The sequence below is a fragment of the Schlesneria sphaerica genome (genome assembly GCF_044336245.1).
Taxonomy (GTDB): Bacteria; Planctomycetota; Planctomycetia; order Planctomycetales; family Planctomycetaceae; genus Schlesneria; species Schlesneria sphaerica.
In genome coordinates this window covers 5,965,371-5,983,720 of record NZ_CP172346.1, presented here as the reverse complement: position 1 = coordinate 5,983,720, position 18,350 = coordinate 5,965,371, and the positions used below count along the sequence as shown (strand labels likewise).

At 56.8% G+C, this 18,350-nt stretch carries 12 protein-coding genes; 4 read left to right on the top strand and 8 right to left on the bottom strand.

Annotated features, from left to right (window positions below):
• The first annotated feature begins 61 nt into the window (after positions 1-61).
• Together ACGY09_RS21600 and ACGY09_RS21595 are read left to right on the top strand one after the other, a co-directional pair.
• On the top strand, positions 62-2,776 hold the full coding sequence (locus ACGY09_RS21600; protein ID WP_397569391.1) for a hypothetical protein: 2,715 nt from the start codon (positions 62-64) through the stop codon (positions 2,774-2,776).
• A gap of 83 nt (positions 2,777-2,859) precedes the next feature.
• Positions 2,860-4,329 (top strand): carboxymuconolactone decarboxylase family protein, encoded by a 1,470-nt coding sequence (locus ACGY09_RS21595; protein ID WP_397569390.1) that lies wholly within the window; start codon positions 2,860-2,862, stop codon positions 4,327-4,329.
• A gap of 21 nt (positions 4,330-4,350) precedes the next feature.
• On the opposite strand, the gene ACGY09_RS21590 is transcribed toward ACGY09_RS21595, so the two are convergent.
• Both ACGY09_RS21590 and ACGY09_RS21585 read right to left on the bottom strand, forming a co-directional pair.
• The gene (locus ACGY09_RS21590) at positions 4,351-5,547 is read right to left on the bottom strand and encodes an NPCBM/NEW2 domain-containing protein (RefSeq protein ID WP_397569389.1); all 1,197 of its coding nucleotides are present in this window, start codon (positions 5,545-5,547) and stop codon (positions 4,351-4,353) included.
• Positions 5,548-5,847: 300 nt separating this feature from the next.
• Positions 5,848-7,002, bottom strand: coding sequence for a prenyltransferase/squalene oxidase repeat-containing protein (locus ACGY09_RS21585; protein ID WP_397569388.1), 1,155 nt, complete (start codon positions 7,000-7,002; stop codon positions 5,848-5,850).
• 701 nt (positions 7,003-7,703) lie between these two features.
• Between ACGY09_RS21585 and ACGY09_RS21580 the strand changes: the two genes are divergently transcribed.
• Positions 7,704-9,359, top strand: a complete 1,656-nt coding sequence (locus tag ACGY09_RS21580; RefSeq protein ID WP_397569387.1) for a DUF4153 domain-containing protein — start codon at positions 7,704-7,706, stop codon at positions 9,357-9,359.
• A gap of 181 nt (positions 9,360-9,540) precedes the next feature.
• Here ACGY09_RS21580 and ACGY09_RS21575 read toward each other — a convergent pair whose 3' ends face one another.
• On the bottom strand, positions 9,541-10,311 hold the full coding sequence (locus tag ACGY09_RS21575) for an SDR family NAD(P)-dependent oxidoreductase (protein WP_373652910.1): 771 nt from the start codon (positions 10,309-10,311) through the stop codon (positions 9,541-9,543).
• Positions 10,312-10,599: 288 nt separating this feature from the next.
• Here ACGY09_RS21575 and ACGY09_RS21570 point away from each other — a divergent pair, with 288 nt between their 5' ends.
• The gene (locus tag ACGY09_RS21570; protein WP_373652911.1) at positions 10,600-11,211 is read left to right on the top strand and encodes a 7-carboxy-7-deazaguanine synthase QueE; all 612 of its coding nucleotides are present in this window, start codon (positions 10,600-10,602) and stop codon (positions 11,209-11,211) included.
• A 190-nt stretch (positions 11,212-11,401) separates the two neighbouring features.
• Here ACGY09_RS21570 and ACGY09_RS21565 read toward each other — a convergent pair whose 3' ends face one another.
• The 5 genes from ACGY09_RS21565 to ACGY09_RS21545 form a co-directional block, all read right to left on the bottom strand.
• Positions 11,402-12,115 (bottom strand): methyltransferase domain-containing protein, encoded by a 714-nt coding sequence (locus tag ACGY09_RS21565; RefSeq protein ID WP_397569386.1) that lies wholly within the window; start codon positions 12,113-12,115, stop codon positions 11,402-11,404.
• A gap of 610 nt (positions 12,116-12,725) precedes the next feature.
• Positions 12,726-13,436 (bottom strand): trans-aconitate 2-methyltransferase, encoded by a 711-nt coding sequence (locus ACGY09_RS21560; protein WP_373652913.1) that lies wholly within the window; start codon positions 13,434-13,436, stop codon positions 12,726-12,728.
• A gap of 75 nt (positions 13,437-13,511) precedes the next feature.
• The gene (locus ACGY09_RS21555; RefSeq protein ID WP_373652914.1) at positions 13,512-14,837 is read right to left on the bottom strand and encodes a nucleotide sugar dehydrogenase; all 1,326 of its coding nucleotides are present in this window, start codon (positions 14,835-14,837) and stop codon (positions 13,512-13,514) included.
• A gap of 433 nt (positions 14,838-15,270) precedes the next feature.
• Positions 15,271-16,680: an acyltransferase family protein gene (locus ACGY09_RS21550; RefSeq protein WP_373652915.1), complete on the bottom strand. Its 1,410-nt coding sequence runs from the start codon at positions 16,678-16,680 to the stop codon at positions 15,271-15,273.
• A 599-nt stretch (positions 16,681-17,279) separates the two neighbouring features.
• Complete coding sequence (locus ACGY09_RS21545; RefSeq protein WP_373652916.1) at positions 17,280-18,347, bottom strand: 3-oxoacyl-ACP synthase III family protein; 1,068 nt, start codon at positions 18,345-18,347, stop codon at positions 17,280-17,282.
• Positions 18,348-18,350: the final 3 nt, after the last annotated feature.

Genomic DNA, 18,350 nt, shown 5'->3' with positions numbered 1-18,350 from the left:
ACCTCCTTTCTCGCATCATCTCTTCTGGTGTTCTCACGGCTGAGTTTTGAAGGACCGAACTATGAATGAACAGGCGTCGGCTTCCGTTTCCTGGTTTTCAGCACTCTCAGGCATCATGTTGGGAACCGCTTCTTCGGTGGTCCTCGCCGGGCCAGAAGTGGCCCCCGTTGTGGGATTAACACCTCGCTTCGCGATTCTGTCGGATGCCGAAGCCTGGAAGCGCCTCCCGGCAGCGCTCCACGGCGGCAACCAGCCATTGCCCTCGTGGGCAAGAATGCTCGCGTCAGAACTTCCCAAAACGACGGCCGCATTTCTGCAGCTTGATCTGGCCCAGCGTACGAAATCTCCCGTCGATCCGGGCCTGCGAGCCGGGATGCGGTGGATCTCTGCTCGAGCGAACCGATGCGGCTACGCCGAAGCGAATGCGGCGGCGGACGCACTGCGCGCGGGAGTCGAACCAGAAAAGATCATCGGCCTGGCGAAAGAGGGGTACCCCGGGTGGTCCAGCGGCGAGAAAGCGGCCCTCGAATTTGCACGCAAGATGAGCGTCGATTCCGATTCCGTTACCGACGAAGAATTTGCCGCACTGGTCCAGCATTTTGGGCCCAATCAGGCCTCATCGATGGTCCTGCACATGGCCTACTCTAACTTTCAGGACCGTCTGCTGCTCAGTCTGGGAGCGCCACTGGAACCCGATGGCCCCCTGGCTGCCGTCGACGTCGCATTCCCACCGGAAGCGTTCGTCACCAAGACGACACCGCCGCCCCCCTTGAAGAAGTCGTCGCTGCCAAAGCCCAATGGCGCAGATCTGGTGCAAGACGATCCGCAATGGAAACGGTTCACGTACGAACAACTGCAAGAGCGTCTTGAAGCGCAAAGACAAAAACCGACGCGTCTGCCGATACCCTCGTGGGACGAAGTCAGCCGTAATCTGCCCGAAGGGCTGATGAAGACGCCGAGCGACATTGTCTGGTACCGAATCGTGTTCGGCTATGCCCCCGAACTGGCCGTCCCTTTTGAGATCTTCATGAGGACCGCCGGGGCAGAGATCGGTCCCCGCTGGGACCGCATTTTCGGGCAGGGACTCTTCTGGGTCACGACTCGAGCAGTTGTCTGCCCCTATTGCATGGGTCACTGTGAAATGAACTGGGAAGTGGCAGGACTGAATGCAGAGGAAATTGCCGAGCGCAGTCGCCTGCTGGCGAGTGACGACTGGTCCAGCTTTCCCCCGGCAGAACAGCATGCCTTTGCATTTGCTCGCAAGTTGACCAGAACTCCGTGGGCAGTCTCCGATGATGACGTGGCCGAACTCTCCCGCGACTTCGGAACGGATCGGGCGCTGTTTGTGCTGCTTAACGCCAGCCGTTACCACTACATGACGAGAATCTCGAACGGCTTCCAACTGACCCTGGAGCGAACCAATGTCTTTTACGACTACTACAACGTGAAGACAGCAGAACATTCCCAAGAGGGTTCCCCCGCAGTCCCCCTGCTCAGTAACGAGGATGCCTGGAAGAAGTTACCAGAAGTCGTTAGCCGGGACGGAGCGGAACTTCCCGTCTGGGTCCGCGCTGTCGCATCACATCTTCCCCGCACTGCCGCCGCCATGCTGCAACTGGACTACGCGCACCGGATGCAGAGTCCGCTCGACCCGATACTGCGTGCGAAGATACGGTGGGTGATTGCTCATGCCAATCGTTGCCGTTATTCCGAAGCGTACGCACTCGCAGACCTTGAGCGAGCCGGACTGTCTCAAGCGGCCCGCAAGGTGTTGACCGGTGAACCTGCCGTCTGGCCGGCGGATGATCGGGCCCCCCTGGAGTTTGCTCGCCTCCTCACCGTGGCGGCTCCCACGATACCGGACGAGCTGTTCGAAACCTTGCGTCAACGCTACGGCGATAAGCGGGTCGCCTCAATGGTCCTGCTCGCCGCCTACGGTAACTTCCAGGATCGAATCGTTCTGGGGCTGAACCTTCCGATGGAGGATCAGGGTCCCCTTCCTCCACTCTCGGTGACGTTTGCGGAAGGGGCTCTGCAGCTCGCCCCGATCATGCCGCCTCATACAACGGCAGAAGCGCTCGTCGAGTCGGGAACCTCGGTCGTCAGCCACGATCCCAAATGGTCACAGCTCTCCTACGATGACTTGCAGGGACGTCTGGAACGCCAGCGCGATCGGAAGCCGCGGCTTCCGATCCCCAGTTGGGACGAAGTGAAGAAGAATCTGCCCCCTGCGATGGCTGCTCGCCCGACACGCATCATCTGGAACCTGGTCTGTTCCGGGTACGTTCCCGAGCTGGCCGTTCCCTGGGGAATTTCAACCCGAACGATGTGGGCTGAGACCAAGCCAGACCGCATCTTCGAAGAAAGTCTGTTCTGGATCCAGACTCGCAGCATCGAATGCAACTATTGCATGGGGCACTGTGAAATGCTGCTGGAAGTGGCGGGACTGGATAAAAACGCGGTCGCAGAACGAACACGTCGACTGGCCAGTGCAGACTGGTCGGCATTTCCTCCGGCCGAGCAACGAGCCTATGCGTACGCTCGCAAGCTGAGCAAGACCCCCTGGGAGCTCACGCCAGAAGACTATCGCACACTCGTCGAGGACCTGGGTCCTGAACAGGCGATGGCGACCTTCTGGTGGTTGTGCCGAGGTCTCTACATGACGCGAATCTCTGATGGATTCCAGCTTCCGCTGGAGCGTGAAAACGTTTTCCAGAGCCCTCCAGCCCCCGCACAAACTGGAACCACGCCCGTTACGCCCAAGCAGGAAAAATAGCCGATCAGCGGTCGATCTCTGTCCGAAACGAAACTGTCCGAATTCTCATCTCATCTGCATCACGTCTGCCTAAGGAAGCATCTATGAAGAAAAAGTTCTCACTGATCGCCGCGGGATTGGTCCTCTCATCGTCCGGGTTCACCTACGGCATCGATTCCAAAACAACACCCCGTCCCGTTCCGCTGACACGCCCCGAGATGAAAGAGTATCTGGAGGATATGAAGTCGCGGACTCCACGAATCCCTCTTCCTGAACTGACCGAAGAAGACAAAGAAAAACTGGGTGAACGGGGCGGCAGCTACGAAGGACGTCTGCGATATCACTACATGCCCGGCGGGGACTTGCGTGGAACGGGCACTGGTAACGCAGGACGCCCCGGCACCGGATTACCCGGTGGTGGACAAGGTTTCGGTGGCGGTGGTGGAGGAGGACGGGATAACGATCCCGACAATACGCTCAGTTACAAATTCAAGGTGCAGCTCTTCTGGATTGTTTCCCGCACCAACAACTGTCAGTACTGCCTGGGCCATCAGGAATCCAAGCTGCTGGCTGCCGGGATGACGGAAGACGAAATCGCGGCGCTGGACAGTGAATGGGAGGCTTTCCCGGAAGCCGAGCAGGCCGCGTTTGCCTTCGCTCGCAAATTCACATACGAACCTCACCTGCTGGGTGATGCCGATATTGCGAAACTGCGAGCCCATTTTACAGATCAGCAAATCCTGGAAATGATCCTCTCGATGGCAGGCAACAACTCCATCAACCGCTGGAAGGAAGGGGCCGGAGTTCCTCAGTCAGCTAACGGGGGCGGATTCGGCAGGCGGCAGGAAGCAGCCGGGCAGGGGGGAACGACCCAGGCAGCGGCGGCCAGTCCTCGACACGAATCGTACCTGACGCCGACCGCGGCTCGATTCCAGAACAAAGTGACGAAGGTCGCCCCGCTGTTGATCGATCTGACAACCAGTCAGCCCACCCGGCAGACGGTCTCTGATCGTCCTCCCCTGGAAACGCGCTCCGAAGTTGAAACGGGGCTTGAGGCCGCAAAGCAGCGCACACCCCGGCTGCCACTGGTCGAAGAGGCAAAGGCACGGGAATTCGTCTCAAGCGACTGGCCGGAAGGTCCACTGCCACAGTGGGTGCGACTGCTGGCAAACTTCCCCAACAGTGCAAAAAACCGGATTGCCGGTATTCAATCCGCAGAAACGCGAGGGGACCTTACCCCGCTGATAAAAGCACAGGTGAGCTGGATAATCGCACGTCAGGATCGTGCCTGGTACGCAACGGGACTGGCAAAGCAGCGACTGAAAGAACTGGGCCAGTCGGAGGATCAGATCTATGCACTCGATGGGGACTGGAGCGAGTTCACGCCGACAGAACGCTCGCTCTTCAACGTCGCGAAGAAACTGGCTACGACACCCGTCGTGCTGACAGACGAAGATGTCGACGCGGCGGTCAAGCTTGCCGGCCCGAGAGACGTCGTTCAACTGATCAGCTACACCACCAACCGGGCTTCATTCGATCGTATTACCGAAGCGGCAGGGTTGGCGCTGGAGTGACCCCGGCACGCGTCCTCTGACTCACTCGTCCAGGGAGGCAAGAACGAACACGGCATCGCACCAGTTGGCATAGTCACCGACGTCAGCGTACTCGCCAAACTCAACGGTCAATGTCAGCTTTTTGCCTCCCTCAAGACTGAGATTCTGTGTACTTCTCACGGGAGCTTTGCCGGTCATTTCGGGACTGGACCAGATCCGGCGACCGTCGAGTTCCACCGTGAAACGCACACTTCCCAGATCCGTCGCAACATCATCGATTCCCACCAGGGCACGAAAGGCTTTCTCATCACCTCGCAGCGCGTAAGTGGCAGACATCCGGCTGTGCATTCCCAGTCCCGTCACATATTCGGTCTCCTGGACCGTCAGGGGACCGTGCAGGACATTCGCATTGCGGACCAGTGACCATCTGCCGGAAAGATAAGGGGTGTACTCGACCTTCTCAGGTTCATAGTCTGCGACGGGAACGATTCCATCACCAAAGAAATGGCAGCCGACGACCGCGGCAACCGGCAAAGCAAAGCTGCCGAGGTGAGTCGATTTTGCCTTCAGAAACTCCTCTTCGATCTCCAGTCCGGTGACGGTGAGCTGACTTCCATCGACGAGCATCAGGACGACTCGTTTCCCCTGCGGACGTGTTAAGGTTGCAAGTTCAGGATCCAGCCGGATCGCACGTACGCGGCTGCGATCGAGCTTCAGTGTCTTACCAGCCACCTTCAGTTCGACAAACGCAGCATCCAGTCGCTGAAACTCGCCGAACGTTCGATCACCATTCGAGAGCATCACCAGATCACTCCCTGCCGAGAGGGTTTCCAGATCGGCAATCAATCGCAGTCGCTCCTGAACCGCATGGGGCCAGTCAAAAATGATCGCGGTGATATCTTCGAGGGGAATCGAGGACAGTTCCTTGTCGCTCCGAACCGTCCATGACAAAGAGAGAACCTCTTTTTCGACAGTGAGGGACCGCGCCGCCAGACGATCACCATTTGTCAGCCAGATGGAAGGTGACGTATGACTGCGAGTCGGGTTGGAACGCTCAAACCTGACAGACTGCAGCCGGGAATGCTGGAACAGACGTTCTTCAGGAGATGCCAGGACCAGTTGGTCCGTCGACCAGGATTTCAAACTCCCCTCGAATTGTTCCCCGGCGATGTCGGTTAAGCGGACAAGATCCTGCGCCTGCAACGGCCTTGCTGACCCAGCGAGAAGGAAAACAAGCACCAGCAAGCACCTGCCTGCTGTTTGACGAAAGCAAATTGGATCGGTCACTTGGAATTTTCCTTCGCGAGTCTGCGTCTGTCGGAATGATCTCGGTGGTACCGACTTGAGTGGGGTGCCTGAAGTTCCCGGCCTTGCTGCGGCAAATTTGCAACGACCGGGCCGACGGCCATGGTTCTCAGTACGGCGATTCACTCCTGTTGAAACAGGTCTTGCTCATCTCGTACCAGCAGACTTTTTCCTACGTCGGCCCACTTCCTTGCAATACGCTTGCCGAGTCTGGCTCATGCCGGGCGACTGATTTCATCGCTGAAAAATCGGAAGCAGATTGTTCGGCATCTGAAGGATCAGGCAGGCCATGCTGGTTCCGTACACATCATTAATTTGCAGATCGGTCCACCCTCCATCGGGACCTTGGCGAGCGAGGAGTTCATCACGAATGGCGGGATACCATTGTCGCCAGTTTTCCTCACCAGCGTGCCACATTGCCTGAACGGCGTAGTAATGTCCGTAAAAGTAGTGATTGTTGGTGGGAATCAAATCCTGACGTGGCGGAAACCTCAGCAGATAGCCCAGTCCCCTTTCCAGATCCCGTCCATCGGTGACGCCTGCGTTATAGAGGACGACAACACCTGCAGCCGACCGGGGAAACTCGCTCATCGGTCTATCACCCAATCGATACCGGAATCCTCCGTCCGCGTTCTGGCATTTGCGGACATATTCGACACAGTTGTCGACCGTGGTTTTCGGAACGGCGATCCCGCAATTTCTTGCCGCGCGCAAGGCCATCATCTGGCAAACGGTGACAGAGACGTCGGCGTCTCGCCCGTCGGGCTTGTAGCGCCAGCCCCCTTCTTTGTTCTGCGAATTGATGATGAGTTGAGTGGCCGACTTCAGCGATTCGCGAATCTCGGGCTTGGGGCTCATTCCGTAGACTTCCGCCAGAAACAGCGTGGCGAAACCGTGCCCATACATGGGACCATGCTCAGGGCTGTCGTCCCGCTTGATGAAGCCCGACGGGCTGACGCACGAGAGAATGTACTCAACCGACTTATCAACCTTTTTGCCGTAGGGTCCGCGGTCGGGAACGTGCCCCGCCGAAAGAAAGGCCATACCTGCCAGTGAGGTGACGGCTACGTTTCGCTTGTAGCTGTTGGCGAAGTACCAGCCTTCGTCATGCTGGCGGTTCGCCAGAAAGACCAGTCCCCGGTCGATCGCTTTCTGCGTCTCGGGAGTAATGAATTCGTGACCCCGCGCTTCGAAGGATCGCGCATTGGGGGACGGGACCGTTGTCTGAGTTTGTGCGGAGGCGACCTGGCAGTGACTCAACGATCCGACGAAGCAGGCTGCGATGAACAGAAACCAGAGGGCACTAAGGAGATTACCGCGTAGATTACCAGGCCGGGACCGTAACGATGGGGGACTGGAGCTGAGGATCTCTCCAAAGTGGGGCTTCATTCCGGACGGTGCGCGCCGGCGCAGGAGAGTCCAGCACCGAATACCGCTGTTGTGGAAATCCATTGGCCGCCTTGAGGAATCGGAGATCGTAATCTTTCCGAGTATCCGTCCGAGGCTCAATGAAGGTACGCGGACGGGTGAAAGTGTTAGGCCCGGCAGATTCATCCGGAAACGGATCATGAATATTGTACGACCTCGCTTCAACGGCAGCCGGCCGGGGAATCCAACTCAGAAATCGAGTCTCCTGAGTTCCACAGCAGCCTGACGCCATGACCAATATCAGTAAAGCTGTCACGCATTCCTTTGCGCGGTCCATATCCATCGCTCCTTCGTTTCGGAGATTCACCGATCCATCGGCAAACTCCGCCGGAGTTGGATTATAGTCAAGATTCGAATTCGCCGGATAGGCCGACTCGATCCGCCAACGGGCACCCCATCCTCAATTTCGCCGTAAAGTATTTCACTGCTGAAATTTATCTCGAACCATCTACTTTGCGCGATTGACCGCCGGGGCCGCTGGAACAAATTTCAGGAGCCTTTCATCTGGCCATTTATTTTTCATGTACTCGTGCATAGATTGTACCTACGTGCTCTGGGGGACGGAACGGCGCAAATTGGACCAGGTCACTGCGAATGATGCAGTGGCACAGGAGTAGTGCTGAGCATGAATTCAGTCAGGCCGACAGCAAAGGACTTAAGCGATGGCTGAATTCCGTGATAGCCATGACCAGTTGACGTTTCTCGACTCCTCCAACGACGTTCACCACAGTCACCCCACTTTATTCACGACATCACGAGTGAGTTCCAATTCGTCACCCGTACTGATTCGGGAAGTCATCGCGCTGGTCCTGTTGGTCGTGCTGTCCGATCTGACACTCTATCGATCGGTTGGATACGCCGGGCCGGCTGTCATGTTCGTTCTTGGACCGCTGCTGCTGTGTCTGGGAACTGTCCGCCTCGTGGGGGATCTGAGCCTCTGGATTCTCAGCCCAATGCTGGCCCTGCTGTCGCTTCGCTTGCTGTGGTGCGGATCTCATCTGACTGTGATCACGGGATTTGTCCTGCTGTGCTGCTTCACGATGAGCCTCGCCGGCTTGCGACCGTATCTGACGCAAGTCGTCGTATTTACGTCGAAATGGATCGAAGCGGGCTACCGGGGACTACATCATTACTTTAGGACCCTTTCCCGTTTGAGCCCCGTCGTATTGCGGACGCAATCGTTTTCCATCGCACTCCCCATCCTCACCTTCGTGGTATTTTCGTCGATTTTTGTGATGGCGAACCCGCATCTGGTACGCTCGCTCGGGCGGAAGTTCAGCCGGTTGGTGGTGAATCTCGACCTCTGGATGCAGCAGCTTCACTTTTCCGAAGTCCTGTTCTGTCTGGTCGCGACCTGGCTCGCAGTCGGAATGCTGAGACCCGCCGTCCGACAGTTTGAATTGTCAGACCGTGAGCCATACCAGAAACAGCAGATCACCAAATCTCCCTACTACGAACCCTATCGCAACTCGCTCGTGGTCGTGATTGGTCTGTTCACGCTGTACCTGATCTTTGAATTTCAGACGCTCTGGTTCCGGACCTTTCCGCCGGGATTTCATTACTCCGGATATGCCCACGAAGGGGCGATCTGGCTGACAATCGCGTTGGGCCTGGCCACCATCATGCTGTCGCTGATCTTCCGCGGCACAATTCTAAGAGACCCCCGATTGGCGCGTCTGAAGACGCTTTCGTGGGTCTGGTCTCTGCAGAACATGATTCTGGCGCTGGCCGTGTTCAACAGGCTGTTTATTTACATCGGATTCAACGGCATGACCCGCATGAGGGTCATCGGAATTCTCGGAGCCGCGTCCGTGGTCTGCGGCTTTCTGCTGGTGCTTCAAAAGATCGCACGGGGTCACAGTTTCACCTGGTTGATTCGACGCCAGTTGTGGACCGTCTCCGTCGCGATCTATTTGTACGCAGTTCTCCCCGTAGATGCTTTCGTTAACCAGTACAACGTCAATCGAGTACTCGAAGGGGACCTGCGGCCCTCAGTCCAGATCAGTGCACATCCCACGAGCGATGAAGGGTTGCTCTGCCTCAGATCCCTGACGGAACTTCCCAATGACTTCATTCGGGAAGGTATTCGGGCGATGCTGACCGAACGCTGGATCGAATTAACCGAAAAAAGTCCCGTGCCAGCGCCCCGGCACTGGACCGCAAAACAATTCGCCAGCGATCGATTGAAGAAGCAACTGTCGCGAATCGCTCCTCGATGGCAAAACTCCTCTGAAGTCGCCGAGACCGATGAATCGAGCCATTTGCGACGCCTGAGCAAGATCGAGGAATTCCGCGTCTACGCTTACCAGTGGTACTGATCGCTCCGTGGTGTAGATGACCAGGGGGGGCGCGGGAGCGGCCACGAAGATCTGCGGATTGTTCATCGCGGCCAGACTTCCGTGCCCCGTTCAATAGTTGAAATTGAAGAAAACATCGCGGCCGTCGTCAGAACTTCTTCGAGCGAGAAAATGTCTTCGGGGATTGCGAACCGACTGCGGCTCACTGCGCCGTATAGCCGCCGTCGACCATCAAGAGCGACCCGGTCACGAATGACGCTTCTTCCGAGGCCAGGAACAAAATCGGGTAAGCGATCTCGCGAGGTTCAGCAATTCTTTTCAGCAGATGAGCGCCTCCCCACGCGGGATCCGCTTCCGCCGCCTTGCGGTCCAATCCTGCTTCGGAGGTCAATCGTTCCACAATTTGCGTCCAGACGACACCGGGCGCCACGGAATTGACGCGAATGTTATCCGGCGCCAGGTCCATCGCCATGCAGCGGGTCATACTGGCAATCGCCGCTTTCGTGGCGTTGTACGTCACCATTTCCTTTTGGGCGATCACGCTCGAAATCGAAGCGAGGTTCACGATCGAACCGCCCCCTCCCTTCCGCATCAGCGGAACGCAGTACTTGGCACAAAGGGAAGGCCCGACGACATTGACGTCCAGAATTTCGCGCCATTCCTGAACAGTGGCATCGATCCCTTTGAGCACGAACACGGCGGCATTATTCACGAGAATATCGAGCTTTCCGAACGCATCTTCGATAGCCGCAGCCATGCGTTGAATGCTCGATTCGTCTCCCACGTCGGTGGGCACGAACAGAGCCTGCCCGCCCCTCTGGGTAATCGCCGCAGCCACCTCGCGGCCACTCGCTTCGTCGCGTTCCGCAATCACGACCCGGGCGCCTTCTTCGGCGAACAATTCGCACGTTGCGCGACCGATTCCTGCTCCCCCACCGGTTACGACAGCAACTTTGTTTTTCAGACGGTCCATGCGGATGGGCTTCCTGCAACGAGAGATAACGGGAGAAACACATCAGCCATTATGCATATCGAAATTCGCAGCTGCCACTGATTTCGAACGTTCTGCACGGGATTCCCTTCCGCCCGAGCGTCGAACCAGCGAAGATGCAAGGCTCGCCCGGGCCGCGTTCACGGAACGATTGATCTGCGGGTGTGCGCAGGAATTATGCTGAATTGACTGACGACGAACGTGCGAATCGCAGAGATTTTTCATTCGATCCAGGGAGAAGGGGAGTTTTCAGGAACGCCGTCGGTCTTCGTGCGCACGACCGGTTGCAATCTTCGGTGCTGGTTCTGTGATACGCCCTACGCTTCATTTCGTCCCGAAGGGGCGCGCCGCGACAGTGCCGAGGTTTTGAACGAAATCCTGAGCGTTGACTGCGAGCATGTCGTCATCACGGGCGGAGAACCATTGCTCCAGCCCGAGGTCGTGCCTCTGGCACGGACCCTTCGAGAACAGGGGAAGATCGTTACGCTGGAAACGGCGGGAACCGTTTTCCGTCCCATTGAGGTCGATCTGATGTCGATCAGCCCGAAGCTCTCAAACTCGTCCCCGCGTGATTCGGTTCGCTGGAAAGAACGCCATCAGCGTGACCGCCATCGCCCCGGTGTGATTCAGCAGTTGCTCGAAACGTCCCGGTACCAGCTGAAGTTCGTGGTGGATCAGCCGGAGGATCTGGATGAGATCGTCGCCTACCTGACCGGTTTTCCCACCGTCTCTCCGGAATGCGTCTGGCTGATGCCGCAAGGAGTAAAACAGGAGGAACTGGTTCAGAAAGAAGGCTGGCTGGCCCCGGCTGCGGCGAGGTTAGGATTTCGCTTCTGCCCTCGTAAGCAGATCGAAATGTTTGGGAATGTCCGGGGAACCTGAGACGGACGCGGACCGATGTTGCGTTAAGACCAAACCTCGATCGCGCGAACGCAGCTTCGGTCGTGTCTCATCTCGCGGCTGTAAGAGGGCTGGTATAAACAAAGCATCACCCCGGTCTGCCGATCGCTGGCGATGGGGCAGACCGGGGTGGCGAATCCTCTGAATAATGCAGCGCACCAAATCATCGCAGTCAGTTTTTTGACGGGGCGATGCTGCTGGTCTGTTTTTGAATCGCAACTACAAGCCGGTTCGAGTTGAAGTCGCTTGAGGCGGTCGTCATCCACGGGGAAGTGACGTAGGGCACGATCCGTTGGTCCTGCTGGAAGTCCATCCCGCGGTAAGCCCAGCATTCGACATCCGGCAGGGAATCGACGAGCGACGCCAGTTCGGTAGGGGTAGGAGCAACGTACCGACCTGCGAAGCGATCAATCGTCTTCTGAACAATCGGATTGCTCTTGTTAGGAACAACAACCACAATCCGGCCACCACTGCTGACGCGATTCCAGAGTGTTTTGAGTGTCTGCTGCCAGCCGACGAGTTGCAGCAGTTCGATGCAGAAGATCAGATCAAAGCGTCCGAGCGATCGGCAGAACTCCTCATCTTCCGGGGTGCCGACTTCCCAGCGTACGTGGGGATGCCTGACACGACACTCGGAAATGGATTCTTCAATGATATCAACCCCGACCACCTCGCGGGCCTGCAAGGCTGCCAGGACCAGCGAAAGCTGACCACGCCCGCAGCCGACATCCAGACAACGCTTACCGCAGACGGGCCCGGCCGCTTCAAGGGCGATCCCAAACGTCTGGCCTTGAACGTGAGCGTTTGAATAGTCGAGCCACGTGGTCTCGTTCGCGTAGATCTTGTGGTAGTAATCGACCCATGAGGCGGAAGATGACGTTGTCATTGGGCGGGCTCCAATAAAAGATGTAGCGACGAACGCTCCAAAGTCGGGAACAGCTCTGGCAGCGATAGCAAGTTGCCAAGACTCTGTTACCAGCCCTGATCTCAACAGACGCGTGGACGAGGCAACTCGTACTACAGCCATTGACTGCTGTTACAAACCCTACAACTGTAAAGGTCGACCAAAAGCCCACAAACTCACGACCTTTTTCAAGGAAAATTAAGGAAAAGTATCAAGAACGATTTGGTCGGCGACTGTCGGTCGGTGACATTGAGAAACCGGACAGCAAATCCCCGAAAGTCCGGCAGAATCAGCCGGAGATTGGTCGCACCAATTCTCGACCACAGGAGCTCCCCCTCACGGACCGAGGGGGGAGACGTTCATGCGGGCCGCGGGAAAAAGATGTGTGGGCGCCGAGAGTGAGACTGTTTCCTGTCGCAGATCAAAGCCGGGAAGGTGGGCGACTGCGACGAAAATGAATGACGAGCAACTCGTTATCAGACGGTATTTACGCACCACGAAGGATCGAAGGCGGGCGATGAGTACGAATACTCACGAATGCAAAGTCGGTATGACGGTGGATCCCGCCGAGACCTGCTCGCAGACTTCGGTCTCAAGCGTTTGAGTCCACAGCTCCAGACTGCTTTTGAAGGACGATCACCATCCGGTTGGAGGAAAACTCTTTCACGACCGTGCTTGCCCAGGGAGACGTGACATACGGAACAAGTCGCTGGTCCTGTTGAAAATCCATGCCCCGATAGCCCCAGCAGTCCAGGTCAGGCAGTTCTGCCACCAGCGCCGCGATTTCAGCGGGATTAGGTGGCGCATATCGTCCCTCGAACCGGGCGATTGTCTTCTGCACAATCGCATTGTCCTTATTCGGCACGATTGCCACGATCCTTCCGCCGGCATTGAGCTGCTTCCATAGCAAATGCAGACACCTTCGCCAGTCCACGTAGTGCAGCATTTCAATCAGGAAGATGACGTCAAAGTTTCCGAGCGACTGGACAAACTGTTCGTCTTCCGGCGTCCCGACTTCCCACTGCACATGGGGATGCTGATTGCGGCAGGCGGCAATCGATTCCGCCACGATATCAACGCCAACGACCCGACTTGCCTGCAATCCGGCGAGCGCCAGCGAGAGGTGGCCTCGTCCGCAGCCCACATCGAGACACTGCTTCCCATTGATGGGGCCGGCAGATTCAATGGCCACGCCGAAGGTCTGCCCCTGCACGTGCGCATTTGAGTAGTCGAGCCAGGGACTGCCACCGGCAAAGACTCGCTGATAGTACTCGCCCCACGACTCTTGCTGCGATTCAACCATGTTTGCAACTCTCGGGAAACGGAGACGTGCCAGAAAAGGATACCGTGATGGCAATCACAGAACGGCTGTGGGTGACTAGGCCTTGAAGATCTTCTCGCGGCCGTCCTTAACGTTCTTTGTGGCATTCCGCGTGTCGAGCACCATGCGACTGTGCTTGATAATAAAGTCGTGGTCGTACGCTGAGTGATCAGTCGAAATCAGGACACAGTCCTGTTCAGCCAGGAACTCAGGTGTCAACGGCTGGCTATCCATCGCCGGCAGGTCGGGATAGTGCCGCATCTTTGGAAGAGAGGGGACGTGGGGATCGTTGTAGGTGAGCAGGGCCCCTCGCTTGAGCAAGAGCTTCATCAATTCAAATGAGGGACTCTCGCGCGGGTCATCGACGTCCTTCTTGTAGGCCGCGCCGAGGATACAAATGCGGCTCCCTTTAATCGGCTTACCCGCGTCGTTCAGGAATTCCGCCAATTGGGAAATCACGTATTGCGGCATGTGGGTATTGATTTCCCCTGCCAGTTCGATGAACCGGGTCTGTTCGCCCCACTTGCGTGCCAGCCATGTCAGATAGAACGGATCGATCGGAATACAGTGTCCACCCAGTCCGGGGCCGGGGTAGAACGCCTGGAAACCGAACGGCTTCGTCTTCGCCGCATCGATGACTTCCCAGACGTCGATGCCCATCTTGTCGTAGAGCATTTTCAGCTCGTTCACCATCGCAATGTTCACGGCGCGATAGGTGTTTTCCAGAATCTTGGCCGCTTCCGCCACTTCCATGCTCGAAACCCGAACCACTTTCACGACGGCGTGACCGTACATGGCACAGGCGAGATCCCCGCTGAGGGTGTCATATCCCCCCACAACCTTGGGAATTGTCGACGCTTCAAAGTTCGGATTACCCGGATCCTCACGTTCGGGGCTGAACGCCAGAAAGAAGTCCTTGCCAGCCGTCAGACCCGTGGCGTTCAGGACCGGCAAGACGTTCTCGCGGGTCGTCGTCGGGTGAGTCGTACTCTCGAGCACGACGAGTTGACCAGGACGGAGAGTTGCCGCGATCGACCGCGCCGTCCCCTCGATATAGCTCAAATCAGGGTCACGACTCTCGTTCAATGGCGTCGGAACGCAAATGATGATGCAGTCGGCTTCTCGCAGTCGCTGCATATCCGATGTCGGTTCGAATTGCTTTTCCTGAATCAGGCGGGCGATCGCCGCGCTATCGATATGTTTGATGTAACTTTGGCCGGACTTCAGCTTGTCGACCTTCGACTGGTCGACATCAAATCCCATGGTCCGGAAACCCGCGCGGGCGAAGGCTCGAATCAAGGGTAGACCGACATAGCCGAGGCCAATCACGCCAACGATCGCCGTTTTGTCTGCAATTTTTTCAGCAAGTCCGTGTGTTGACATCGTCAATCCATTTTCGAGCAAACCGGATAACTATCGCGCCTATTAAGAAAAAGTGGCCTGACACCGCAGCCGTGCAGTCCGGGTGGCGATTTTCCGTTAACAGATAGGCGATTGGAGTTTACGAAATATCCCAATCAGAGCAATGCCATCTGTCAAAATTGGCGTCTTCCAACACCCTGGCCGTGCAGCCCTCAAGAGCTGGCTTGCCTGTCGTCAAGACGGCGGGCGATGCGTCTGAAAAAGGGGAAGGGCCGTGAGTCACGTGATTCCCGAACCACTCTGCACGTGAAAAGCTCTCACAAGACCAGGCGACCGCGACTGAGTTGCTGCAGTCGCGGCGCATCGCTCAATAAAGAAACGCGAACCGGATCCGGTTCGCGTTCACAATCATCGGTCTGTCGATCGTGACCGATTCAGGATTGTCAGTCCCCGACTAGGCAGCGCGTGGAGTACCATTGGTGCCTTGTATGACGGCTGCGACCGAGGCAGCTTCGCCGGTCTCAGGCCATACGTCTCGGGAAACTCCGTGAAGTGGGATAAGAATGGGTTGCATGTCCGACGGTACGACACGGCTTTGCGGGGCCGTTTCCGTCAGGAAGCGACGTTCTACCAGAACATGGAAGATATAACCCATCGAGATGGACAACAGCAGGACTAACGGGATGCAGACCAGAACAAGTGACAGATCATCGCTGAATCCCGCCGCAATCAGTTGCTGGCTCAAAAATTTGACCGGAAACAGATGAGTCAGATAAATGCTATACGACATGACTCCGCACGACTTGAGCCAGCGAAGTCCTTTCATCCGAGCGATCCGGTCGTCATAGCGTTTGAGACCGAGAAGAAGACCGGCAAACGCAACCGCTTCGATGATTCTCCACGCGGAAAATTGGGAATTGATACCGAACAAACTGGTCGTTAACGCCAGAGTCGCCAGTCCCGCCATTGCAAGTGCGAGCGCGATGCGGCAGCGAATCGCCTGAGCGGCCGTCGCTTGATTCAAGTCCCAGAACAGGCCAATCCCGACAGCGAACATAAACCAGTGCTCATCGAAAAACAGACCGCGAATACGAACGTGATAGTTCAGGAGGAGCAGGTCGATGACAACAATCGCGAGTGTGAAAAGCGCTGTCGTGCGAAAAAAACGGTGGCCTGAACATGCCAGCAACACACCAAATACGACATAGAATTGCAGCTCGTAACAGAGTGTCCAGGCTTGGATAGGAAAGTATTCGGGAGATGTCTGTAAGGCATAACTTACCCAGGCTTCAGTTAACGTGATGCTGCTGACCCATTGAATGGGTGACAGGTTCCACGGCATGGTCAACGACCAAGGCAGCTGCTGGAGTACTCCCGGGTTGATAGATTCAATCACGAAACAAGCGAGGACGGAGCCGAGTAACGCGACCCAGTAGGCAGGCAGTATCCGGACCAGGCGGCGCCGGAAATAACTCTTGATCGGCGCCCCCTGATTCACCAGCGACCAGGCTGTCGCAGCAATGCAATACCCGCTGATGACAAAAAAGAACTGAACACCGACCCTCAACCGGGCAACCAGCCAGTTACGCACTTTGGATGCGTTCGTGTGACTCACTGATGAAGCACCAGCAGGGGCTGGCATTATTGATGAAGCGGCCTCAGCACCATTCGTCGACGAAGCGGTCGAGACAGCAGCGACTTCACTGATGCTATAGTCGCACATAGGTAATAGTGCATGATGGATTACAATAATGAGGCATGCCAGCCCTCTCCAGTGATCCAGTGTCTGGTAACGAGTCGACTTCGTCTTCCCAAGACCATCCGCGGATCGCGTCGAAGCCAGAAGCTCCGAGTGAGATGTCATTCCGTAATCCATTGCAGACGTCCTGTCCAACATGACCAGCCGATAGGCTACTTACTCCTAATTATCGGTTTCTCTTAACATTCCTGACCAAGATCCTTGATTGCGACTGCAACTTTTTTTCCACGCAAAGAAAAAACTCGCTCACTCTTACGGAGACATCCTGTTCTCCGCAGACTGCCATGCGCATGGCGAGCGGGGGAGGGGATGCGTTATTTCTTCCCGCGCGACGACGAGGGCTGACAGAGGATGGCAACGTCAGGAGCGCCGAGGAGGGCTCGCGGATTCGACTCGGGGCGAAGTCGAGAGGTACTGTCTCAGCGAGATCGGGCCTCTTCCGTCGTGCCACCCGGCAGCAGATGACGAATGAAACCGCGCAAGTGGAGAGCACATCCGCGCAGTCAGAGACATGCGCGCTTCGGCGCTGCAATCGAGAGGAGTACGTCTACCGCGTTCAGAAGTTCAGGGGCTTGGGCGCTGAACTGCGGATCTTCGCTGCCGCAGCGATTCAGAAGCGGGAAAGCGCCCACGAAATCGCGAATCCGCTTTCCGGTCAGACGGCGACAGTCCGACGGTGAAGACGCACGATTCATGGAGCCCTGTCAGAACTTAACGGGTATTCGCAGCAGCATGGCTCCCCAGGAATAACCGACTCCGAAGCCAACCAGCATGACTTGCATGCCCGGCTTCAGCCGACCGTCGGCGAGCACCGTTTGCAGTGCGATTGGAATCGTCGACGAAACGGTGTTTCCGTACTCTTTGAGAGCCAGCACGAAGCGGTCATCCGGAATCTGCAGCTTCGACTTCAGTCGATTCAACATGAATTCATTGGCCTGATGAAAGACAAACAGGTCAATATCGTGCAGGGCTAACTGCGCCCGACTTAAGAGTTCATTCACTGCACGCGGAACGGCATCGAGAGCGAAACTGAAGATCTCGGGGCCGTTCATATGCAGAAAATTTTCGGATCCGGAGCTGTCAGTCGCGGTTGCAGCTCCGGAATCCAACGCCACCGTTTCCACCACCTGGGCTCCACAGGCTGTCCCCTGCGGCAAGTCTCCTGCGGTGCGGAGTGAGTGGCGTTTGAGAATCAGGTTTTCGGCCCCTTTTCCATCAGTCCCATACACATAGGGACCGAAAAGAGGGCGATCGCTTTCCACCGCGCGAATCAACGTGGCCGAGCCCGCATCGCCGAACAGCGAACGAACTCCCACGTCTCCCTCGCGCAGAAATTTGCTGTAAGTCTCTCCCGTCAGGAATAAAACCGTCTTCGCCTGACCTGTTTCAATCAGCCCCTGAGCCAGTCCCAGACCGTAGATGTAGCCGGAACAACCAAGATTGAAGTCAAGCGCCCCAATGCCGGTTCGCAGCTTCAATCGGTCCTGCAACAGACACGCGGAAGTCGGAAGCAGGTAGTCCGGCGACTGTGTGCAGAAGAGAATAAAGTCGATTTCTTCGCGGCTGCAGACCCCGGACTGAAACAGTTTTTCCGCGGCGTGAAATGCAAGGTCAGAAGAACATTCTGTGTCTGCGGCGACGTGACGCTCGGCAATCCCCGTTTTTTGGAGAATTTTGTCTGCAGTCCAGTTCGGGGCCAATTGGGCGACTTCATCATTCCCGATGACATGACCGGGAAGATGGTACTCGACAGCGACAATCGACGCGTACATGAG